Annotated in this window: 18 protein-coding genes and 2 pseudogenes; 8 read left to right on the top strand and 12 right to left on the bottom strand. The window is 45.0% G+C overall.

Annotation, left to right across the window (positions count from 1 at the left end; all coding sequences use genetic code 11):
- Positions 1–209: 209 nt before the first annotated feature.
- The gene (locus BHV83_RS21155) at positions 210–1,523 is read left to right on the top strand and encodes a DUF4933 domain-containing protein (RefSeq protein ID WP_036724370.1); all 1,314 of its coding nucleotides are present in this window, start codon (positions 210–212) and stop codon (positions 1,521–1,523) included.
- Between the two features lie 14 nt (positions 1,524–1,537).
- Here the strand turns inward: BHV83_RS21155 and BHV83_RS21150 are convergent, their stop codons facing one another.
- Positions 1,538–2,347 (bottom strand): response regulator, encoded by an 810-nt coding sequence (locus BHV83_RS21150; RefSeq protein WP_122205960.1) that lies wholly within the window; start codon positions 2,345–2,347, stop codon positions 1,538–1,540.
- A gap of 254 nt (positions 2,348–2,601) precedes the next feature.
- Between BHV83_RS21150 and BHV83_RS21145 the strand changes: the two genes are divergently transcribed.
- Positions 2,602–5,007, top strand: a complete 2,406-nt coding sequence (locus BHV83_RS21145) for an ABC transporter permease (RefSeq protein WP_119215994.1) — start codon at positions 2,602–2,604, stop codon at positions 5,005–5,007.
- A gap of 14 nt (positions 5,008–5,021) precedes the next feature.
- Here the strand turns inward: BHV83_RS21145 and fsa are convergent, their stop codons facing one another.
- Together fsa and BHV83_RS21135 are read right to left on the bottom strand one after the other, a co-directional pair.
- Entirely contained in the window at positions 5,022–5,678 is a 657-nt protein-coding gene (gene fsa / locus BHV83_RS21140) for a fructose-6-phosphate aldolase (protein WP_046452187.1), read from the bottom strand.
- A 73-nt stretch (positions 5,679–5,751) separates the two neighbouring features.
- Positions 5,752–5,949 (bottom strand): hypothetical protein, encoded by a 198-nt coding sequence (locus BHV83_RS21135; protein WP_119215993.1) that lies wholly within the window; start codon positions 5,947–5,949, stop codon positions 5,752–5,754.
- Between the two features lie 124 nt (positions 5,950–6,073).
- On the opposite strand from BHV83_RS21135, the gene BHV83_RS21130 reads away from it, so the two are divergent.
- Both BHV83_RS21130 and BHV83_RS21125 read left to right on the top strand, forming a co-directional pair.
- Positions 6,074–6,904, top strand: a complete 831-nt coding sequence (locus BHV83_RS21130; protein WP_005637729.1) for a hypothetical protein — start codon at positions 6,074–6,076, stop codon at positions 6,902–6,904.
- A gap of 66 nt (positions 6,905–6,970) precedes the next feature.
- Complete coding sequence (locus tag BHV83_RS21125; protein WP_022321255.1) at positions 6,971–7,870, top strand: endonuclease/exonuclease/phosphatase family protein; 900 nt, start codon at positions 6,971–6,973, stop codon at positions 7,868–7,870.
- On the opposite strand, the gene BHV83_RS21120 is transcribed toward BHV83_RS21125, so the two are convergent.
- The 8 genes and pseudogenes from BHV83_RS21120 to trpS form a co-directional block, all read right to left on the bottom strand.
- Positions 7,857–8,864 carry a DUF4249 domain-containing protein gene (locus BHV83_RS21120; RefSeq protein WP_022321256.1) on the bottom strand — a complete coding sequence of 336 codons (1,008 nt, stop codon included), beginning with the start codon at positions 8,862–8,864 and terminating at the stop codon, positions 7,857–7,859. The genes BHV83_RS21125 and BHV83_RS21120 overlap by 14 nt on opposite strands.
- Before the next feature lie 12 nt (positions 8,865–8,876).
- Positions 8,877–11,636, bottom strand: a complete 2,760-nt coding sequence (locus BHV83_RS21115; RefSeq protein WP_195489512.1) for a TonB-dependent receptor — start codon at positions 11,634–11,636, stop codon at positions 8,877–8,879.
- Between the two features lie 76 nt (positions 11,637–11,712).
- Positions 11,713–12,735 (bottom strand): DUF4249 domain-containing protein, encoded by a 1,023-nt coding sequence (locus tag BHV83_RS21110; protein ID WP_119216012.1) that lies wholly within the window; start codon positions 12,733–12,735, stop codon positions 11,713–11,715.
- 5 nt (positions 12,736–12,740) lie between these two features.
- Positions 12,741–15,401, bottom strand: a complete 2,661-nt coding sequence (locus BHV83_RS21105) for a TonB-dependent receptor (protein WP_286758027.1) — start codon at positions 15,399–15,401, stop codon at positions 12,741–12,743.
- A 5-nt stretch (positions 15,402–15,406) separates the two neighbouring features.
- Positions 15,407–16,233 (bottom strand): annotated as a pseudogene (locus tag BHV83_RS21100) (FecR family protein).
- A 55-nt stretch (positions 16,234–16,288) separates the two neighbouring features.
- Positions 16,289–17,047 carry a porin family protein gene (locus BHV83_RS21095; RefSeq protein ID WP_046452183.1) on the bottom strand — a complete coding sequence of 253 codons (759 nt, stop codon included), beginning with the start codon at positions 17,045–17,047 and terminating at the stop codon, positions 16,289–16,291.
- An 81-nt stretch (positions 17,048–17,128) separates the two neighbouring features.
- Complete coding sequence (locus tag BHV83_RS21090; RefSeq protein ID WP_005646827.1) at positions 17,129–17,644, bottom strand: RNA polymerase sigma-70 factor; 516 nt, start codon at positions 17,642–17,644, stop codon at positions 17,129–17,131.
- Between the two features lie 217 nt (positions 17,645–17,861).
- Entirely contained in the window at positions 17,862–18,914 is a 1,053-nt protein-coding gene (trpS, locus tag BHV83_RS21085) for a tryptophan--tRNA ligase (protein WP_005637744.1), read from the bottom strand.
- Between the two features lie 228 nt (positions 18,915–19,142).
- Between trpS and BHV83_RS21080 the strand changes: the two genes are divergently transcribed.
- Positions 19,143–20,144: a 6-bladed beta-propeller gene (locus tag BHV83_RS21080; RefSeq protein WP_182320023.1), complete on the top strand. Its 1,002-nt coding sequence runs from the start codon at positions 19,143–19,145 to the stop codon at positions 20,142–20,144.
- Positions 20,145–21,231: 1,087 nt separating this feature from the next.
- On the opposite strand, the gene BHV83_RS21075 is transcribed toward BHV83_RS21080, so the two are convergent.
- A complete protein-coding gene (locus BHV83_RS21075) occupies positions 21,232–22,344 on the bottom strand; it encodes a hypothetical protein (protein ID WP_229032942.1) in 1,113 nt (370 codons plus the stop codon).
- A gap of 146 nt (positions 22,345–22,490) precedes the next feature.
- Here BHV83_RS21075 and BHV83_RS21070 point away from each other — a divergent pair, with 146 nt between their 5' ends.
- The 3 genes and pseudogenes from BHV83_RS21070 to BHV83_RS21060 all read left to right on the top strand — a co-directional run.
- On the top strand, positions 22,491–22,730 hold the full coding sequence (locus BHV83_RS21070) for an NVEALA domain-containing protein (RefSeq protein ID WP_286758026.1): 240 nt from the start codon (positions 22,491–22,493) through the stop codon (positions 22,728–22,730).
- Between the two features lie 9 nt (positions 22,731–22,739).
- Positions 22,740–23,809, top strand: a pseudogene (locus BHV83_RS21065) (BF3164 family lipoprotein).
- A gap of 6 nt (positions 23,810–23,815) precedes the next feature.
- On the top strand, positions 23,816–24,420 hold a 605-nt coding region (locus tag BHV83_RS21060), incomplete at its 3' end, for a TlpA family protein disulfide reductase (protein WP_286758029.1).

Here is a 24,420-nt window from a genome sequence, read left to right as displayed (position 1 = left end):
GAATAGGCATCCATCATACCTACTATCATTGCTTGTGTCTATTGATATTCAATTGATAAAAGGAAATTAGTGATAGTATGACAGTTGTTTTTCAAAATAATCCTATAAAGAGATAAAGCTGGCCGATGAAGGCTATGCAAAATTTATTTCAGGGAAATTTAAACAGGCTCATAATAAATCATTACATTCGCTACAAATACAGATTCAAGATGAAAAAGCACCTTTTTACCATAGGTATCCTATCCGTTTTACTGATAACGACCGGATGCAAGCAGACGGAAGAAAAAGCACGGCACATCCCGGCCGCCCCACAGATGGAAGCCCAGATAGACCGTTCCGAACCCGTAAAAATCGTAGATGTGGAACAAGCCTCCAGGAAACCCGCTCCGTTGAAGTTGAGCCAGATCGCCTCCGAGATCGAATACTATACCGTCGGAGATGCCCGGTTCACCGTCACCCAGGCAATCGAGCTACCGGATAGCAATGCCTTTATCACATTCAACAACCCGCGCATCTACTACCGGAAACAAGGTATTCCGAGCAAACGGTATGGCTTCAAGGCATTGGCTTATAAATGGAACAACGAGATGAACGGGCAGAACATGTTTTACGATAAGAAAACCACCCGCATGTATGTCGCCCTTAGCGGGAAGACTCAGGAAACGCGGAGAACCGGGACGGACAGCATCCCCTGCATCAGTGTCTTGCCGCCACTGGATACGATGCTGACGATCCAAAGTTACATCTTCCCCGAAAGCCCCATCGAGAAATATCCGCTCGGTCGACGCGACGACAAACTACTTGGTTTCTCCTCCACTGGTTATACCTTATGTAACCAAAGTGAGGCAACGGGAGAACCGGACGGAATCACGACGTTCAACCTCCAAGGCGATACGCTCTGCAAATTCAGGTTGAAAGAAGGGGAGTTGGCCCCGCGCACGATGACCGACAACATTCCGTTCTTCCAAACGTTTTACTGGAACACCGGACAAGACCGGATGACTTTCATGATGCCCTATTGCGACACCGTCTACCAATTACGCAATCCGCAAACCGTCGCCCCGCTCTACGCTATCCGTTACGGGGAGCAAGGGCTTAACCTGAAAGAGATGGCGGATGCTAAAATCCCCAAAGGCAAAATGTGGTTGAAAACTTTTTACGAGAACCCCAAAGGTTTGTTCATGGGCCTTTATCAAAAGGGGGGACGAATCATCGCAAACTGGCTCGGCTGGGAATATGACTACAAACCGAGCCTGACCCACCAGGCAGTCTACTTGAAAGAAGAAGGACGCACGGTCATGCTGCCGGCTGACAAAAACAGGGGCTTCATTAACGACCTAGACGACGGGATGCCTTTCTGGCCGGACGGACAAACGGACGATTGCCTGTACATGCTCCGTACCGTCACCGAGATGCGCGAACTGGTAAAGCGCACCGGCTCGCCCAAGCAAAAGAAGTTGGTCGAACTGCTGGATAACCCGAAAGTGCATGAACGGGATTATGTAATGATCGTTGTACGATAAGGGTGTCTATCCGGCTACAAACCGTACTTCCGTATCTTGTTATATAGCGTCTGCCGGCTGATATCCAACTGTTGGGCACAAAGTGTCAGGTTGCCGTTCTTCTCGCGCAGCACCTCACTGATAAACTGCTTCTCCATCTCCTCCAATGTCACCGGACGGGATGCGGAAGCCGTTTTTTCGATATGGAAATCGTCCGCCCCAAGCGAAGACGAGTCCGTCAACAAGACAGCCCGCTCGATTGTTTGTTGCAAAGCCGAAAGATCCCCTTGCCGGATCAGACCGGAGAGTTTATCCAGCCCGTCGGATGTAACGACCGGCAATTGTTTTCCATACGCCTGTGCGTATTTCTTTAACAGAGACCCGACCAAAAGGGAAACGACCTGCCCATTCTCCTCCTCTGCCGATATCCGCCTCATCGAAGCCGCTTCTGTCCGCACCTTCCGCCTGCGCCGGAAAGCCCCTTGTAAAATCGCTACCAGCTTCTCGTTATCCCACGGTTTGACAACAAAGTCAGCCGCTCCCCTTTTCAAGGCGGAAACCGCCAGTTCAATATCTCCGAAGGCCGTGATCAAGACCACCTGCGGCGGATCGGGACGCCCCACAATCCGATCCAGCCAAAACAAGCCCTCGCTTCCATCCTGCCGTCCGGTCACAAAATTCATATCCAACAGGACAATATCGACATCGCCCTCACGCAACAAAGCCGGCAAAAGTGTCGGCACGGACACTCCTACTAGCGTCTTGAACTCGCGTGCCAGAATCATTTTCAATGTTTTCAACACTGCTTCGTTATCATCCACAAGAATTATTTTCCCATCCAGCATAGTTTCATTTTTTCTGATTACAAAATTATATTTTCTATCAAGAAATCCGCAATCAAACGTAATTTGTTCCCCACAATGTTACATATATTCTCGACATTGTCGAAAACAAGTTACACCTAAACATTTCCCTTCACTCAATGACGGTCCCATTGTCCAATAATTAGACAAATTTTCGGTTTCCCGAAGAAAAAAGAACTATCCTTTGCGACATCCACAGAAAGGGGATAGCTTTGATCCGTATTAAAACAAAAGTCATGAAAGCCGTAGCACTCAAACTGGTCCTCCGTAGTTGGTGGCGCAATAAAACGTTTTCCATTATTTCGATTGTCAGCTTGGCAATCGGGATTGCCTGTACAAACCTGCTGGCAGCCTTCGTCATATATGAATTCAACATCGAGGCTGATAATCCGAACAAAGAAAAGATCGTCTATATGGCCCAGGATTCGCCGCTGAAGTCAGGAGAAAAGGTATCTTTTATTGTTGGAAAGATCCCGATTCAACTAAAAGAGCAATATTCGGAAGTGGAAGATTACCTGCGCTTCGGCTCAATCGATTGCAACTCCGTCACCATAGGGGATAAAAAATACGACCCAATCCTGATTACCATAACAGACACTACTTTTGCCCGCTTCTTCGAATATGAAGTACTGCACGGCAACCTGCATGACGCCCTTGCCTCCCCGGACAAAGCCGCGCTAAGCGAATCATGTGCCCGGAAACTATTCGGAAAAACAAACCCGGTAGGAAAGATTGTCCAAATAGACCTGGCGGACGGAGGCATACGTTATGAGGACGAAACAACACCCCTTTCCCGCCCTTTCCAAATTGCTGCCGTATTGAAAGAACATTCTCAGTCCTACCTCAAATTCGACATGCTCACCGGTATCGGACAAGACTATTACGGTGGAGGAGTCGCCCTTCTGAAAGTCTCCCCCTCGTTCGACAAAGAACAATTCGCCCAAAAGATCAAAGCAGACGGAGTCCCTACCCTGCAACAGGAGAAAGGGCGATACTATTTCTATACCTTACAAGAATCCTATTTCCAACACTATACGCAGGAATCGATTCCTTATATCGCCCGTTCCCAGCAATCGCTGTTACTCATCGGGCTGATATCAGCCTTACTGATCCTGCTGATCGCCTGCTCTAACTATATCAATCTCAGTTTCTCCCGGATCCTTCAACAGATACGGATCATACACACACAAAAGCTGATGGGAGCCACACAAGCAGAGATGAACTACCAATTGTTTCTGGATACATTCCTCACGGTCGGCATCGCCTTCCTGCTCTCGTTGCTGATCGCCCACGACCTGATCCCCGTTTTCAACCGGATCATGTCCGGAAGGATCACCACCGGATTTTTTCTGAACAGGCAGGTGCTACCCGTTATCTGCGGACTAATCCTGATCATGTCCATTATCCCAGCTTGCTACATGAGCCGGAAAATCGCCAACCTGACGGATAGCAACTACCGCCTGTTCTTCACCGGAAACAAAAAAAGAAAGGTCGTCACCGCTCTCTCCGTCATGCAGTATATCATCTCCATCGGGCTGGTTATCGGAACACTCACCATCCATGCACAATTGAAACTGACACAAAAGAAAGGCGAATGCTACCGCAATCTAATCGAAATCGGAAGCTGGAAAGGAGGGAAACTGGATGTCAACACATTCGCAGCCGAACTGAAGAACAGACCGGAAATAGCCTCCGTCACACGTGCCGGAGGTTCCCTCCTCTTCGCCTGGCTCCAACAGATCATTGTTGAAAACAAAGATGGATCAGAATCCTACTATTCGTCGGTCCAATACATGGGCGAAGAAGATCTCCTGCAAACCCTGAACCTACAAATCCACCAAGGACTGGCTCCCCGGGAAGCCATGCAGAAATATGACCAACCAGTCTACATAAACCGGAGATATGCGGACATACTGATCCCGGCCGGTGAAAACCCTGTCGGCCAACTGGTCAGCCGGTATGACAAATCCTTCCAAAATGTCCTGGCCGGGGATCCAAAACAGGCATGTACAATCTGCGGGATTGTCAGCGACCTCTATATCAATACGCTGGAAGAAGAAGCGATGCCTTCCTTGATCTATCTCAATAACGCCGGCAACCAACACTACCGGACACTCTATGTCAGACTGAATGAAAAACAGAAAAAGGAAGGGATGGAAACGTTACAAGCGGTATGGAAAAAGGTAAACCCTAATGAATACTTCACCTATATAGATGTATACGAAGTATTCATGCAACGCAACCGCAGGACGACCGATATGGCGAACTTATTGCTGATGTATTCCATCATCAGTATCCTCCTGACCTGCTTCGGCCTGTTTGGAATGGCTTTGTACGCGACCAAACAGCGGACCAAAGAGATCGGCATCCGAAAGGTGAATGGAGCCAGCACACGAAGCATCATGTTACTACTGATCCGACAGTTCGTCAAATGGATAGCAGTGGCATTCGTGATTGCAACACCTCTTGCCTGGGTACTGCTGAACCGTTGGCTGGAAAGTTTCGCCAACCGGATAAGCATTTCCCCACTCTATTTCCTAATGGGCGGAGGCATCGTCTTGGCCATCACATTACTAACGGTAGGATGGCACAGTTACCGGGCAGCTTCGAGCAACCCGGTAAAAAGCCTAAAGAGTGAATAAAAAAAGGAAGAAAATCATCCGTTCACCTTCTTATAGTCGGCAAGGAAAGTTGCCAAGCCACTATCGGTAAGCGGATGTTTCAATAAGCCTTTGATAGCAGAAAGCGGACAGGTTGCCACATCGGCTCCGGCTTCCACGCACTGAATGATATGCTGTGTAGAACGGATGGAGGCTGCCAGCACCTGCGTCTCGTAATCGTAGTAATCGTACATCTCAACAATCTTACGCACCAGTTCAATTCCGTCACTCGCAATGTCGTCCAAACGGCCGACAAAAGGAGAAACATACGTCGCACCCGCTTTGGCCGCCAACAATGCCTGTCCCGGAGAAAAGACAAGCGTACAATTCGTACGGATGCCTTTACCTGAAAAATACTTGATTGCCTTGATTCCGGCTTCTATACAAGGGACCTTCACTACGATATGCGGATTTAGTCCGGCCAGTTCCTCACCTTCCTTGATCATGCCTTCGTAGTCTGTGGCAATCACTTCGGCACTCACATCCCCATTCACCATTTCGCAGATTTTGATGTAATGTCTACGCTGGTTTTCTACTCCCTTGATACCCTCTTTCGCCATCAGAGAAGGGTTGGTGGTAACACCGTCTAGTACACCCAATTCATTTGCTTCCCGGATCTGATCCAGATTAGCCGTGTCAATAAAGAATTTCATCGCCTGTTTTTTTAAGTAACTATAAAATATAACAAGCGGAAGCACATAATAGTTTATACTATGCCATTGATTTTCAAAACTCGAAGCGCACTCCTTTCTCTATCATGCCCCCGGAGACGTACACATTCCAATCCGGATTGTCCCACAAATTAATCACCAAATTGACCGGGACACACACGCTCATCATGGCAGGTGCGTACAGTTCATATAATTCTTTACGAGCCAATGCTTCGCCACGCTTACATCCGTCGATTAACAGTTGTTCGTCCATAAATACTTGCTACCCTCTGATTACATGATGAAACAGATTTCCGGATAGTTGCACCGATCTTCATTATTTATACACAAATATCTAAATTTATTTTTATCTTCGCAGAAATTAAATGAGTTGTTGTATGAAGCGGGGAATTAGTTTAATCATATTGTTATTGTGCGCATTATGTTTGCAAGCACAATCTGATCTGACTTGGATCAGAACCAAAGAAGGACGAATGGTGGCAGTACCCAAACGGGCAGTTTTCGACTTGAACCTGCCCAAATTCACATACAAAAGTTTCACGCCATCGGACAGGCAACTGATCGAAGCCAAGTTGCGTGAATTCATTCCCGATCTTCCGGTCCAATCCGCATATGAACAGGAACGCCCGATGGACATGATTATTTCATCTGCTGCCTACCAGCCTTTCTTCAATCCTTACACACCGATGTTAAGACGTGTTTCGCCGATGGCATTGGATTTCCATGAAGTATCGATCATCCCCGTCAGCGAACAAGTGGCCTTTATCACAAGCGGACAACAATACACATGGCCCGGCATCGGTGGTCTTACCCGGATCAACACGGAACTACTATGGACATACGACCGGTTCTCCCTGTCGGGAGGCGCTTTCGGCGGACGCTATTTCACCCCGTTCAATCCTTCCCCCCAATTCATGGGCGGGTTCAATGCGATGGCCAGCTATGACGTGACCGACTGGATGACAGTGAGAGGATGGGGACAATATACGTTTTACGATCACAACGAAAGAAACAACCCACATATGCTGATGAACCCGTTTTACAACCATACAAACGTAGGCGGAGCATTCGAATTCAAGGTGAACGACAGCGGCTTCAGGGTCGGCGTAGGGGTTAACTACGAATACAATCCGATCCGCGGAAAGATGGAACGCCAGTTCATGTTCTATCCGGCAGGCAAGATCGGAATGTTCCGGATCGGTAACTGAACATAAAGAAATAATAGACAAAATTATCGCAACACCCACTTTTAAATGTGTCAAAACAATAGAACCATGAAACTACATCATATACTCTATACCTTACTGCTCATATCGTTATTTCCCATAACAAGCAACGGGCAACCAGCAAGAAAAGAGAAACTACGGGTTATATCCTACAATATTTGGAACGGTTTCGAACATGATGCTTCCCGGCGAGCAAACTTTATCGACTGGATAAAAGGACAGCAACCGGACATTCTGGCCATAACCGAACTGGTTGGATTTACAGAAAAGAATTTAGGCCAACTAGCCTCCGAATACGGGCATAAGTATTATGCCATCGTGAAAGAAGAAGGATACCCGGTCGGCATAACTTCCAACGAACCGATCACGGTCGTAAAGAAACAAGTAGAAGATTTCTGGCACGGCATGCTGCACGTAAAAACGTATGGATTGGATATCATCGTCACCCATCTCAGCCCTCACGACTGGAAGTTCCGACTGAAAGAAGCGCAAATGCTGACAAAATACATACAGGACAATCAGTTGGACAACTGTATGGTCATGGGAGATTTCAACGCCTATTCGCCTTTCGACGCCGATTGGGTGGAAACACACGCCCAACTCATCAAAAACAAGCAGAAATGGGATGCCGAACAAGAAACATACCGGAATATGCGTGACGGACGGCTTGATTATTCAGTTCTGTCCCAATTCCTATCCATCGGGCTGACCGATATATGCCGTTTGTATGTCCCTGCCGATAAACGAACGACATTCCCGACCGCTTTCCTTTACCGATGGCAACATGGCGACACCCGTCTGCACGGGATAAGCGAACGGTTGGATTATATACTGGTTTCTCCATCCCTGGTTTCCCGGTGTGTCGACGCCCATATCCACAACGGAATAGAAACTGAAGGGATTTCGGACCATTATCCGGTCAGCGTAGACTTGATCATTCACTTGTAAATTCCCAGGACTCCATGCAGCTGCCGCCTAAAATACCGGTTCCGCCTTCTACATTCGAATAGATGCGGACCGGTTCGGCAAAGCCTATTTCCGCCAGATCGCCGACAAAGCCACTCTCATACAAATCATTCATGGTTTTCATATAATTATAATAGGAGCGAGAAACGGAATACAGATAACAACGGTATATGTAGGGGGTATAATCGACACTCTGAGTATAGCTAAGACTTATTTTCCAAGGGATCTTAAACTGATAGCTTTTCCCATCGAACAACTCGTCCGAAAAAGCAAGTCCGTTATAACCACCCACACCATCATATCCGAAAATCTGATCTAAAGCCGAATTCTGAACAGCAAATACCGGTTCACTACCATAATCAGGCCTAAAAGAATACCAGGAATAAACAGTATCGTTTTCTCCTCCCCAAATATTTCCCTGACGGAAATAAATCAGATAATAATTGTCTTCGCCTGGTTCGTCGTGAAGAGTGAAGCACACGGTATTATTTTGAGCCAAATGTATATATGCATCATCAAACCATTCAGTAGTATCTCTTACACTCTCCTGTTGAAGTTCGAAACCCGAGACAGAACAGGGGCGCGGGACTTCCGTCACGGCCTCCACATCCTTAAAACCATTCCGAGAAGCCACAAGGCGTATCCGATCGCCCGCCACAGGTATATAAGATGAAGATTTGTAACGAACGGCATCGATATCAAGCTCTTCATACTTTACGGCCACTTCGGACAATGATTCCCGGAACACATCGTTCACATAAAGTTTTACATCCGCACCAGACACAAAAATATCTTTGACCTTATTATCCGCATAAAACCAGGTACGGGAAAGTTCTACCGATAGTGTATCACCTTGTACGGCCAGACAATTCAACACCAGTTTGGGTTCAGGACGCATATGTTCCAAATTTATCTCTTTCTCGCAACCGGACAAGACAAACAACAACAAAACCAATATACAAATATTATATCTCATCTTTTTCCTCCTTCAAAATTTATATGTATATGAAACCGACGGTATGATCGGAAAAATACCAATAGACTTGAATGCATTCCGATAGGTGACATTCGGATTCCCATAGTCGTCTGATCCAGCCTCCTCTTTGACATCTCCTTTATAAACCAGGATAGGATTCATCCGGCTGTACACGTTATAAATACTAATATTCCAAATTCCCATACGCCCCTTCTTTTTAGGACGATATATATTAATGCCCACATCCAAACGATGGTAGGCAGGAAGTTGATAATTATTACGTTGGTCATAATAATCTTCACCAGTCCCATTCCCCCAGAAAGGTCTTTCTCCCGGTTGGTGCAGATGGTCACTCGGATAATAATTTTCCAGTGACAATGTTGTATAATTACCAGACGAATAAGTCCAGGCAGCCGACAGCTCTACTTTTTTGGAGAGTTTATGCATGACAACAATATTCAATTTATGCCGATTGTCGTAACGGGAAGGATAGCGCCGTCCTTTATTTATTTCGTCAAACTGACGATCCGCCCACGCCAGCGCATACCCGACCCATCCAGTTGTTTTTCCTGTTTGCTTACGAACCATAAACTCCACTCCGTAAGCACGCCCTTCACCGGAAGCCATCTTATTTTCCCATGAAACGGATGAAGGAATCAGACTATAACCATCCTTATATTCCAACAAGTTGTTCATCCGTTTATAATAACCTTCAACAGAAAAATCCAATAGCTGATTCCAATTGTAATAACCACCCAAAGAAATCTGGTCACTGACAAGCGGCTTCAACTTATTAGTCACCGGCATCCAAGAATCAGTCGGCAAATCCATAAAGCTGTTACTGATCAAATGTACATACTGGTTCATACGGGAGTAAGAAGCTTTCAAACTAACATCAGGTGAAAGCAACCAGCGCATAGAAACACGCGGCTCAATACCGGTATACGTCCTGTTATCAATATTAAACAGGCTGAAACGAAGTCCGACATTTAAACGAAAAGCATCGGAAATCGACCAATCATCTTCAGCATAGGCAGCCAATTCATGTGCCCACAACTTGTCGTCGGAAAAAGTTTTAGCAATCTGCATAGAATCCGGCAGACTATTGTCCAATGCTTTCATCCGGTTATACTCCGGTTGAAAATAATGAATCAGGTAATCACCGCCAAAACGGATACGGTGTGCCGCCACCGGTCGATAATCAAACGAGGTACGAACACCAAAATCCGTGATTCCTGTCACATTGGTCGTCTCGTCCAAAGAATACTTATATCCGGAATCACCTTCCTTACCGGAAACATCTTCCTCTTTATATCTGATTTTAGAACGATATCGCGTATAGAAACCGGACAATTTTCCGAATAACTTATTACTGAACGCATACGTCCAGCCAGCAGAAGCGACCAAATTCCCCCAACGCATATAGGCGTCGATCGTATTACGATATTCGCTTGTATATTCGGAATAAGCAAAATCTTCACTTCCTACTTTCAAGACATCATTCCCGTTATAGAGGCTCAAATACATCCTACTCCGGTCGCTGAAACGATGGTCGATACGAGCATTCAAATCATGGAAAGCATAACGGACATTAATACGTTCCCCATTCTTTTTATTTTTCTTATTTACAATCGCCAGCACAGGAGCCGTCAGCACATCCAACCACGTACGCCTAAGCGCTATATTGAAAGAAGTCCGGTCTTTCCAAATCGGCCCTTCCAGATTCAGATTACCGGAAACCAACCCTAAAGAGGCGGATCCATGAAATTCTTTCATATTCCCCTCCTTGGTATGCACATCCACCACCGAAGAAAGGCGTCCGCCGTAACGGGCCGGGAAACCGGCTTTGAAGAAATTCATGCCTTTAATCGCCTCATTGTTGAACGCAGAGAAAAAACCGCCGATATGATTCACCTGATAGACAGGATTACCATCGACCAGAAAAAGGTTCTCATCCGAATTTCCACCCCTAACATACAAACCAGAAATACCTTCCGTCCCAGCCGACACTCCAGGTGTCAATTGCAAGGTCCGGATAATATCGGCCTCCCCCAACAAAGTCGGAGTCGCACGAATAGTAGCATGATTCACCTCCAATGTTCCCATTTGCGTACTACGGACCGTTTGGCGGGTTGTTTCCAAGGCTGTCACCAACACTTCTCCGATTGCGGCATTAGGCTGCAAATCGATTACCAAGACTGTGTCTTGCTTCAACACTGGAATTGTGAACAGATGGCTCTCATAACCGATATAAGACGCTTGCAAACGAACGGGAGCACCATCACTGCCCGACGGTACAGGCAACGAAAGACTAAAGAATCCATAGGTATTGGCAGCCACACCGCTCAGGCTGTTCACTTCATACACAGAAGCCCCGACCAGGGATTCTGCGGAAGTTTTATCCCGCACAAAACCGCTGATCGTGACCTGTCTGGGTTTACGTTTCAGAACGACAATATTTCCTGTCCTCTTGTACACGAACGGATAGCCGGCAAAAAGTCGTGCCAGACAATCGTCCAATGCAGCATCGTTCACTTTGAAACTCGTTTTCTGAAACTCTTTCAACAAAGATGATTCATACGAAAAAGTCACTCCGGCCTGCTTCTCGATCTCTGTCAGAATCTCCTTCAAAGAAACGTTCCACATGTTCAATGTAACCGTTCGAACCTCATCTCCACCATTTACCTCTGCCAACAACTTCTCCGATATCAAAAAACAACTCAAACACACAAAAACACAGGTAAACCATCCTCTCGACATAAACTTCTTCATCTTATCTTTATTGACTTTTCATCCATAAGACAGGAAAACAGGAAAAACCCCTACTCGATCCGGAAATTTTTTTAAATCAATCATAAACGGCAAACGGATTCCAAGAGGGTTCTTTATCACCGAAAGGCATTGTAAAACGGCGATGGGCCAGTTGGCAACCGGCAACAATTCCAAAACCACCTTCGACATTCGTATAAGTGGCGGTGGGTTCCACCAAACCATCTAAGTAAGCATCACCCAACGAGATAGAGAAATTACGGATTACAACCAGATACCGATAGTATTCTTCCGAAATAGCCATCAGACGAATATCATAATGCACCGTTGTCGTTACAGAATCGCCCTTAAAGGAACTATCGACAGGCCAGAAAGAAGAGCGGACCGTATAGTCTTTGCCATCGAACATATCGTCCGTAAACGTGCCCCGGCAAGTCGTCCCATCTAACTGTTCAATAACCGGATTCGTCACTGTCGAACGAAATACCGGATCTTCATAAACTACACCCAACCAATCCGTATAATTAAGTTCTGACCGGTACATCGAACTACAGGTTATCACACTGTCTCCCTTCTGGAACTCTGTCTGTTTTTCAATTATCAAGCGATAATAGTTTCGTTTATCCGGCTTGTCACGGAACCGGACATACAGCCGTATGGAAGGATATTCATATCCTCCATAACCAAAGCGGGTAAAACGGACCGTATCGACAGACAACACCTCCACCGGATCCGGGATAACTGTCTCTCCCCCTACCGGATCGAAACCACCCGCCTCTGCTTCCAGCCGTAAGCGATCGCCGGCCCTCACACGGCATCCGGGCAACACGTACCGTCCTGTAAACCGGCTATCGGAAACGGGCTGCATACGTCCTTGCAAACGGTCGTTTATAAACACTTGTATGCTGCCATCCTCGACCCCGTCGTCCGTAACCGTGTCCAAGACAAACCAACTTTTGGACAAGAAAGCCGTCACATCCGTATCCGGCGAAACGGAAGCATTCAGCACCAGGCGTGGAGAAACGGGCGGAAGGACCAGCACCACGTCGCGGGTACAAGAGGCAAACAAAAGCAGGCACAAGGCAAACAGTATCTTCTTCATCGCCATCAGAATTTATATGTATAAGAAACGGAAGGGACGAAAAGAAACAACAAGGTCTGCTCCAACACGACCTCCCGCCCTTTTTCCGTTTGATAATAAATAGGCCGGACTGAGAAAGGATTCGCCTTAAAATAGGCATTGCAAAGACTCAGGTTCCAGATTCCCATACGCCCGTTCTTCTTATACCGGTAGAAATTAGCACCTAAATCAAGCCGGTGGTAAGCCGGAAGCTGGTAATTGTTGCGCGAACTTGCGTTCTCGCCATATCCCCACCTAAGCTCCTCCTGATAGCCGCGCTCCGTCAGCTCCGGTAACGGGCGGTATTGCACATCCTGAATCGTCAGGTGATTACCGGACTTATACATCCAGGCTGCCGTCAGCTCCACTTTCCTAGAAAGTTTGTAGGAAGCGACGATATCGACTTTATGCCGGTTGTCGTATTTGGAGGGGAAACGATGTCCTTTGTTGACCGTCCCATCCGGAAACCAGCGATCGGACCAGGAGAGCGTATACCCGATCCATCCGTTAAACCGCCCGGTCTTTTTCTGCACCATCAGTTCCAAGCCGTAAGAACGTCCCTTCCCCACTCCGACCCGGTCTTCCCACCCCTCAAAAGAGGGAAGAACCGGACCGTTATCCTTATATTCCACCAGATTATTCATCCGTTTGTAATAGCCTTCAGCCGAGAAATCCAATTCTTTATAATGCCAAAATAGGCCACCCGTTACCTGATGCGCATGCATCGGACGGATATTCCCGGTAACCGGCACCCAGATATCCGTCGGCTGGCTGATATAGCTGTTGGACAATAAATGGATATATTGGTTCATCTTCGTATAGGACACTTTTGCCGACAGGTTCCGCCCTAACAGATAGCGGGCGGAAAAACGGGGCTGGAATGACTGGTATGTCTCTCCTTGCACATGGAAAAGGGTAAAGCGCAACCCGGCATTCACCCGCAACCGGTCGGTCAGCAACATTTCGTCTTCCGCATACAGGGAAACTTCGTGGCCATGAATCAAGGAATGCGAAAAGACCGTATTATTCATTTGCGAAACAACCGAATCCTTATACCAGGAACTCATATTGCTCTGTTCGGGACGAAAAAGATGGAACAGGTAATCGCCTCCCATCCGGACCCGGTGGTCGACATTCGGGCGATAGTCAAAAGAGGCTCTCAGACTCATATCTTCCATAGCCGAACGATAATGCCCTTCCTGAAAATAGATCTGTCCGCTCTTATCCGGCGATGAGACAAAAGCATTCTGCTTCTGGATTATATGCGAACGGTAGCGGGTATACCCTCCGGTGAAAGTGGCAAACAGTTTCCGGTTGATCAGGTAGTTCCACCCGGCAGACCCGATCAGATTTCCCCAGCGCCAGCGGAAGTCCCGATCTTCACCATGTATATCTTTCGAATCCTCACCGTTACGATAACTGTCACTTCCCATGTAAAAACTCAGATAAGCACGGCTACGGTCCGTAAAAGAATAATCGACTTTAGCATTCATATCGTAGAAATGGTATCCCCCCTTCCATTCAGTATCGGCCTTCTTGTTCACTGCCGTCATGAGTGGCCAGGTAATCAATTCCATCCAAGTACGCCGTACCGACACGTTGAACGAAGACCGATCCTTGATGATCGGCCCTTCGAGATTGGCACGCGCCGCCAGCAAGCCGATCGAGATATTCCCGTGATATTCTTTCCGGTTTCCTTCGTTTGTACGCACATCTACAACAGAAGAAAGTCTCCCGCCGTATTCCGCCGGAAAACTTCCTTTATAAAAAGTGGCATTCTTCACAGCATCCGGATTGAAAGCCGAAAAGAAGCCTAACACATGGTCTGTATGATAGACCGGATTTCCATCAAGCAAAAACAGGTTATCGTCGCCATCACCTCCCCGCACAAACAAGCCACTCATGCCTTCTGTTCCTCCGGTCACACCCGGTAGCCGCTGCAAAGTCTTGACAACATCCGTTTCGCCCAACAGGGCCGGCAACGATTTCACCCGGCTTGCCGGGACATCCGACACCCCTACCCGACTGTTCAAAACATCCGACCGGGGAGAAATTCCTTTTATCACAACTTCCCCCAGTACCCCGGCAGGCGATAGGGAGAGATCGATCATCGTGTCGCAGGTCAACTCGAACGTAACGGAACAGGGCTCGTAGCCGACATAAGAAGAAGACAGCACCACTTTCCCCGGAGGTAGCGTAATACTGTAAAAGCCGTAATTATTGGAAACCGATCCTTTTCCGGAAGAACGTTCCACTACGGTCGCCGCAATCAGACTCTCGTAGGATGCGGAATCCCGCACAAACCCACTGATGGTATATTGCCGGGGTTTCCGTTTCAATATCACATAACGTCCCGTAATCCGGTAAACAAGAGGTAAAGGCTCGAACAACCGTTTCAGGCAATAAGAAAGAGACTCGTCGCGCGCCGTCAACGAAACATGGCGGAATTCTTTCAACATCGACGATTCATAGGAAAAAAACAGGCCGGTCTGCTTTTCGATCTCCAGCAAAATATCCTGTAAGGGCACCCGCTTCATATCCAGCGTGACAGTAGGAGTCGGGTCCGCCAACAAGTGCAAAGGTTCTTTCGCTCCGATCAGCGGGCAACATATACAAATCCCGATGACAAATAGGTAAACACGATACATATTTTTTATTTATCTTTCTGGGGAACCAATCGGATATCCAACGTCTGATTGATAACCATCAGGACTTCGTCAAGAGGCAGATCGTTGAATGTGGCGAATCCACTTTGTTGATGATCTCCACCTGGTAATACTCGTTCAGGTCCCTGATCACCTTCTCCAAAGGCGTATCGTTAAACCTCAGCTGCTTCGTTTTCCAGGAAAGATTATTCGGATTCTCTTCCTTCAGGATATCTATTTCTTTCTTTTCATTCGAATAAGAGGCCGACATTCCCGCTGTCAGGATAACCGGTTCGGGCTCCTTTCCGGCAGCAAAACGCACTTTTCCCGTAACGACATCGACTTCCGTCATGTCCGGTTGTTCACTAACTTGGAAGCTGGTACCTAAAACCGTCACCTCCGTCATGGCAGTATGAACGGAAAAGGGGCGCGCCTCGTTCCTCTTCACCTGGAAAAAAGCTTTTCCCGTCATCTCCACCACACGTCTTTCCTTTCCATATTTCTTCACATCATACCGAAGTGTCGAATTTCCGGCCATAGAAACCAGCGTGCTATCCGGCAAATAAACATCTTTTAATTGCCCCGATACAGTAGCGACAGATACCCATTCGGGATTATTACGCTCTTTCACATAAAAAGTGCCGAATCCAATAAGCAAAAGCACAACAGAAGCGGCCGCCATCCAATAACGGCGAAAAGCGACCTGGCGGCAGATTCCCTGCCGAAAGGCAAACCGTTTCCAAGCCTTATCCTCATCCAAGCTCCCCTCTTTGTAGTGCCGGACTACAAAACGAAGGCGTTTTTCAAATCTATCATCTCGCTCGTTGTTCTTCATTTCAATTGACAATTGATAATGGACGATGGACAATTGCCACAGCCCTTTCCATTGTTTATTTTCCTAATTTAAATTTATAACCGACAGATAAACTGAAAGTATGGTATTTCAAGTCGACCGAATCATATTCGTATTCCTTGCCCAAAGAGGCATCGTAACCGACATTCATCACACAGGAGCCTATTTCCAATCCTGCCTGAAACGAAAGTCCCCAGTCGAAAGAGTTATCGTGCGTCCAACTTTCATGACTAAAACCTTTCTCTACCCATCCGCCACCATACAAATAACCTCCATTACCTCCATAATAGATAGAGCCATAACTTTCATGACTGCTACTATTACCCGGTGTATATTCATTATACACAGCTATATTTTTATCTCCCATCGAATAAGCGATATAAGGACCGGCAGCCAGATTCAACCGTACATTATCCGCTAAACGGAATGACAAATTCGCCATCAACGGGACTTCCAAGAAATGACGCCTCGTCTTATAATAGCTTTTACTAAAAGTAGACTCCGACTGATCGTCTATTGTCGGGTAAATGTTCCCGAACGAAGTCGATTGTCTCGAATATCCCCGTTGAGCATAATACAACCCCGATTTCAATGAAAAACGGTCCGGTTTAACAACATACTCCACTCCAACTCCGATTTTCCAACGGGCATTCCAAGTGTATCCCGATTCATCGATATAAGAAAAGCCGCCTCTCTTGACGGCCGTCATCCCGACTTCCGGCGTCAACGACCACCGTTGTGCGCTCACCGATACCACACTCATCATCAACATCACAAATAACACGAATTTCTTCATTTTTCTTTTTTGTATTAGTGATACATAAACATTTAACCTTTCTATCACTAAGACCGGAAATTTGAAAAAACCCCTATTCATTCAAGAAAAAAAGAAACAATAAATCCGTATGGCAGTTTCCCGCAAAGTCTTTAATGCTTTTCCCATCTGGTTTTCAACTGTTTTAATGGAAATCTGCAACTCCTCCGCAATCTCCTGATATTTCAATCCGTCCCGCTTGGAAAGCAGAAATATTTTCTTCCGTTCAGCAGGCAATCCGTCGATAGCCGCCCAAAGACGCGCATCCCGTTCCGATTGATATATCTGTTCCTCTTCCGACAGGTCTTCTATATCAGCAATACATTCCGTTGTCTGTAACATATCGGAAGACTGGGCGATAAGCGTAAGGGAACGGTTCCGTACCGCCTGATAGAGATAGGATTTAAAGTTAGCAATTACCATATCATGGCTGTTCTTATCCCAAACATCGGCAAAAACCTGCTGCACGACGTCCTCGGCATCTTCCGTTTTTTCTGTAAAACGGAGTGCAAACAGGCACAAGGGCTTATAAAACTCCTTGAAAATACGTTCAAATTCACCCGCAGATATTGCCGCCATACATTTGTTACTTGTCTCTATTCACTGCAAAGTAAAGTAGTTTTCCATTTAATAATCCGATTTTCAGGTTCTTTATTATGATTTTAATAAATTATACCGCACAAAATCACCTGCCTTGCAAACATAAACAAAACACGGACTACACAGACTACACGGTTTTAATTCATCCGTGAGGTCGGTGTAATCCGTGCCTCAAATATAGTAAGCCTGAATATGCTTATCCTCTGAATCCGATAATCTCACGCACTTCACGCAACGTTTTCGCAGCGCTCTCGCTTGCTTTTTCGGCTCCCATGCGGGCTACTTTTGCCAAATAGTCTTCGTTGGAACGAATGTCCAAGATACGTTCACGAATCGGAGCACAGAAATTATTGATATCTTCAGCCAACTGCTTTTTCAAATCTCCGTAACGGATCTCGCAATTGTTATATTTCTCATTGAAGAAATCGAAAGTATCTTTTGTCGATACGATTTCCATCATCGTAAACAGATTGGCAATCGGTTCGGGTTTCACACTGTTCGGTTCCGTCGGACCTGCATCTGTCACAGCTTTCATCACCTTCTTCTTGATTGTCTTTTCATCGTCAATCAGGTAGATAGCATTACCTTCGCTCTTACCCATCTTGCCGGATCCGTCCAGTCCGGGAACTTTGATCGCCTTATTGGAATAATAGAAAGAGGCGGGTTCCGGGAAACATTCGACTCCGTAAGTTGCATTGAAACGACGGGCAAAACGGCGCGCCATTTCCATATTTTGTTCCTGGTCTTTCCCTACCGGTACTTTCACCGCCTTATGAATAATGATATCGGCAGCCATCAGAGTCGGGTAGGTCAGCAAACCGGCGCTTACGCTATGTTTATTGCCTTCGTTGAAAATTTCCTTTTCCACATCCCCTTCCGTGGTGTTGACACGGTCGATGTGCAACTGCTGGCGTGCCTTATCCTTGAAAGAAGTAGTACGCATCAACTCGCCGATCCCTGCATTCATATTCAGATACAGATACAATTCAGGAATTTCGCGCACATCGCTCTGAAGATAGATGGTCGCTTTTTCCGGATCGATGCCACAAGCCAGATATTCGGCCAGGATCGTCTTTACACTGTTACGGATATTATCAGGATGCGGATGTGTAGTCAACGAGTGCCAGTCTGCAATAAAGAAAAAGCAATTATACTCATTTTGCATTTGCAAAAATCCTTTTACTGCTCCGAAGTAATTCCCCAGATGCAAATTACCCGTTGGGCGAATGCCACTTACTACTGTTTCCATTTTCTTTCTTAAATTATTAATATCAAATGGCGACAAAGATAGCAATTATTTTGACAGATTCCGAATCTTTATGCCTCCGGCTGATCCAATATCTCATCATGAAGATATGAAAAACAAAAATATAGTTCATGTCTATCAATAATTCGGACAAAGCCGTTACGATCATATCGTAATTAAATAATATTCGTATATTTGTATCGTGACAACATATTAAAAGCAAATAAAGTCATGAATAAATTGTTATACCTTTTATTGATCGCTGTCTGTTGGAGTTGCAGTCAGGATTCTGAAACAGAAAAACACCAGAGTAAACGGGATCAGGTGGTCGACGTACGGGACAAAATGAAAGAGTTTTCAACACAAGATGTGCTGATAGGCCGGATATCGAGGACTTATCTAATCGACAATTATTTAATTGTCACCGATTATAATTCACCGGACAAACTCATTCATCTGTTTGACAAAAACACATTCGAACATCTTGCCAGCAGTACATATCAGGGACAAGGTCCGGATGAGATTACAATTATAGGCCATGTCGGAATCGACGAGACGAACCGCCGCTTCTTTGTATCGGATCACGGCAAACTGAAAATATTCGCTTACGACCTGGACAGTGTTTTAACGACTCCGGAATATCAGCCAAGTGTAAAAATAGATATGAAAAAAAAACTGTTTCCGGATGATTATTTATATTTGAATGACACACTTTGCATTGCCAAAATCATCGAACCGATAGGTAACAACGATTATAAACCTTCGGTTGCCAGATGGAATATGGCAACCGGGGAAATAAATCCTATGCCATACGAATATCCCGATTTGAAAAAAGTCCGCTTCATATACGCTGCATCCGCAGAGCACCAATTATATGTCCAGTGTTATACTCAATACGACCTGATGACCATCTGTGATTTTAACGGGAATTTAAAATGCAATATCTACGGCCCGAAATGGGTAAACGAAAAAACACAAACCCAGCACTATTCTCTCGGAGTTGAATTTTGTGGAGATAAGATTCTGGCCCTTTATTCCGGTGGCGATCACCGCACAGACGCCTACTATCCAACAAAGTTCCTGGTCTTCGATTTAAATGGCAATTACCTCAAAACCCTGGAAACCGGATACATGATAACCGATTTCTGTTATGACAAAGAAAATAACCGGCTTATCATAAACTTAAACGATGAAATACAGTTCGCTTATTTGGATTTAGAAGGGATAATTTAGACTATATCAGTCCGACAGTCTTGGCTATGCAAAGAAACTTTACTATCTTTGTTATATTACGGACTGAATACACAATTCAGATAGATAAAAAGAGTAGATTCACATTCTGTCAGCCAACTTTGAACAAGTCTGTTTCCAGTATAATTTGGAAAGCCGGAAGAAAGATATCCTTCAAGCCTTTTCGCAATCGGATCACGATTTGTTCCAAGTGCTTTTTATCAGCACTCACGATTTATTTGCGTGTTTGGGATTAACCCAGACATGCAAGTTATTGACAAACTTTTCAAAGAACTCATTTTATTTACTGCCAGAGCCGCTTAGGGTTGGCGAATTTTTAACGAACTATTGTGTATGAAATATACCAAAGAAAAAATAGGACCTTATCTTATAAGTTTTTCCCATTTCCTCTGTCACTGTATCACTGATTTCTTTCTATCAGTTGATATTCAAATTGTCTGATTTGTGATACATGCCCGTTTTCTCTATCACTACCCTATCACTGGCAATAGCAGTTTTTCTCATCCCTGTAAATCACGCGATTATTTTATGTAAAAACGAGTGCAAAATAGGTAAAACCGGGTGGTTTTCATTGTCTAGCACGGTACTTTAGTTGCCGGACACCCCCATGTTGCCATCCTTAACACCCGGGTGTAGAAAGTCGGTACACCCGGGTGTTAAGGATGGCAACATGGGGGTGTTTGCGGAATTATGTGCTTGTCTTTGGCAAAAAAAGAGAGGGCTTTTGTGAATGAAGAACCGTATTTCGCCGATTTAATACCTGTTATATTCATTTTTACATTTGTTTATTCGATTATTCTATATGCTTTTTCCAAAGCATATAGAATACAGTATACTGATTATCAATAATATAACAAAAACCATGTTCCAGAGGTGATAGAGGAGTGATAGAGGAAAACGTCTTGTATCACTGTCTCTGACGCTTGAATATTAATAGCTACAACCTTTGGAGTGATGGAGTGATAGAGGATTTGCAGAAAACTTCATATGTAGATCACAACCCTGGAAAATTTTGATGCGGTTGTCCTGAAAGTGGCAGGAATATGCCAAATTTTGAAGAACGCCCCGGTTATGATCCGCGTGACCTACTACGGGTATCCTCCAGCCCGATGTTGCTCTCCCGGACAGTTCCAATATTCAGGCGATAAGATAAACCGGAAGCATTTTCAATAGACAACTCCGGAAAAGTTGTCAAATCTTCTCGCAGTCGCATTATGGTTTGCGTCATAGATTTCTTTATCGCTCGGTTTTGCTGCCTATTTTCTTCTGTCGATTCATCTTCGCTCAAAGGCCGCCCTAACACATCATTACAAAAAACAGGATAGCTGACAGTATGATCCGGTGCTTCCCAAAAACAGATAAAAGCACGTAAACGGTTTCTTGCCAAAAAAACTTTATGATCCTGATCTTTCAATTCTCCCGTTTTCTTGCTGAAAAAAACATCCTGCGCTATCTCTATCCACTCCGAAGCATCCGAAGAAAACGCTACCGGTACGGGCGTAACAGGAGTAACAGCCGCTTTATTATACTCCACCTTTTTGCGCCGTTGCCATATATACATTATAATAACAAGAATGCACCACAACAAAATCAGCCCCCAAATCAAAGGCATCCGGCTAAATAAATAGGAATGGGGGAACAGGACATACGCTTGTAGTTCTATTTGCCTTTGATCCTGTTCTACGCCAAAGACAATGGGGTCTAAAGCGATCCCTGCCCGAGATAACGGCTTATTCGAACAACTGACAAGGCTGTCGCCCTGTAAAAAAGAAACGGCAGTCCGGGCCATTATGCCTTCACTTTTCAGTTCTTCTTGAAAAAGACTGTCGAGGGTAAAGGCACGATTGGGATTTTCGAATGAAATGAACATCTGAAAAAACCATTCTCTTTTATCGATCAAAGCAAGACTATCCGCCTGCTTATTTTTTTTATAAACAACTTTTCCCTTTTCGGTCTCGATAACAGTAGAATCAGAAGAAATGCCGGTATCAGATCTTGGGAAAGAGATAAACTCCGGTTGCATCAGTTCCTTTTCCAGATCGACTGCATGACTAAAAAGATAAGTTGCTTTAAGAATCTGCTCATTTTTAATTTGAGAAAAGTAACAACAAGATAAAAACACGACCAATATCGTTAAAATCGATATCCCTCCAAAGACTATAATAAATCTATGTTTTTCCATTTTCATCTCATTTGTGAGACAAAAGTAACAAAACGAACAAGCAAAATCAACACTTTGGCAACATTTCACCGGAAACAGCAAAGTGTTTCCACTTTTAGTTGACAATCTTAAATCGGAAGATTACTTTTACGCTCAAAAAAAGGAACATGAAAAAGAAAACAGTATTAAAATTGCTTTTTATTGCAAGTTGTTTGGTGGCTGTGGTGGCTGTGTGCAGCCTGTTTTACAATAATGAAACAAGCACATTGGACAGTCTGGCATTTCAGAATGTTGAAGCATTAGCAAGTGGAGAAAACGATGATAATGCAATTTGTGTAGGATACGGCTCTGTCGATTGCAGAACTTATAAAGTAAAATACAAAGTCACAGACTTCAGTTTAGATTAAATAATAATCGTGAAACGTTTTGCATACATATTATCAATAGGTATCAGTGCAATAATCTCCTGTACCGATTCCCCCGGTACTTACTATCCCCGATATTCGACTTTCGATATTCGACTTTTCCCAATGAAAAGGCAATAAGTGCGCGGGTGATCGAACTGGACACTGCCCTCTTCCGCTACCCATTCCGGGTAGTGGTCAAAGACAGTATAGCTATTGTAATGGATTTGCATAACGCAGACAATTATTTTCATGCTTTCACATATCCGAATTGGAAACATATTGTTTCTTTTGGCAAACGGGGTGAAGGACCGGAAGAAATGCTTTCGGCCGAAACATTCCAGTTCAACTCCCTCGATTCCATATATGCACTCGATGCAAACAAGATGCAGATCTCACGCTGGGCGATTTCAGCAAAAGACCATTCAGCTACAAGACAGGAAGTGATACGATTAGATAAAAATCTAATCCGTTCATTAGATTTCTGTGCCACAGACTCTTGTTTTCTGATCCCGGACTATTTAGGAGAGCACCGATATTGGCAAGTCAATTACAGTGGTAAACCTATCAGAAGCATCGGTAAAATACCTACCGAAAAAGATTTGGCTTCGGAAATCCGCCCAGCATTAGCACAGGCATGGCGTAGTTTTATCGATTACAACCCGCACAATGGCATATTGGCAATGGTCACCCAATTAGGGGAATCCATCGAAATATACAATACCAAAGAGAATACCCATACCGTATTATACGGTCCGAACGGCGAACCCCGGTTTAAAAGCATCAAAGGTGAAGGCTTCCCGACCGGAATTATGGGATTCAGCGATATTGTTATCACTGACAAATATATCTATAGCGTATTCCAAGGAATCCGGTTTAAAGACAAATTAGCCTCTTATCAACGGGGCGAAAAGCCGGAGGACGGAGGGCGTTATATATATGTATTCGACCTGAAAGGAAATCCCATACAAAAATACACCTTAGACAAACCCATATACGGAATCGATATAAACGAAAAAACAAAGACGGTCATCGCCACATGTGTAGAAAGCGACGAGCCGATCATGGAATTTAAAATATAACAATAGATGAAACCACTGTTATACATATTATCTATATTCTTTTTGTTAACCTCTTGCAAAGAAGACAAAAAAGAGCAATTTGCCCGTTTAGTTCAGGAATGGCAGGGAAAAGAGATCGTGTTTCCGCAGGATATGGCTTTCACCCGTTTCGTCACTGAGCAGGTGGAATACCGGATACCCGATACAGAATATAAAGTGCTGATTTATGTCGATTCAACAGGTTGTACCAGTTGCAAATTACAACTGCCGAAATGGAAAGAATTGATCGCCCATGTCGATTCGGCAACAAACAGCAACATCCCGTTCATTTTCGTCTTCCAGTCGAAAGATGATAAAGAATTGCGATATATCCTGAAACGCGACAACTTTAACCGTCCGGTCTGTATCGACCGGGACAGTCAGTTGGACAAATTGAACAAATTTCCGCAAGACATCACATTCCAAACCTTCCTGCTTGACCGGGACAACAAGGTGAAAGTGATCGGCAATCCGGTGCATAACTTGGCGGTCAAGGATTTGTATTTGAAACAGATGACCGGGAAAATATCACCGGGGCGCGACCGGATCAAAACGACGGCAAAAGCCATAAACAGCGAAGTAGACTTCGGCGC

Source organism: Parabacteroides sp. merdae-related_45_40 (genome assembly GCF_001915675.1).
The sequence above is the reverse complement of the archived record's forward strand: the minus strand, read 5'-3'. Positions and strand labels throughout refer to the sequence as shown.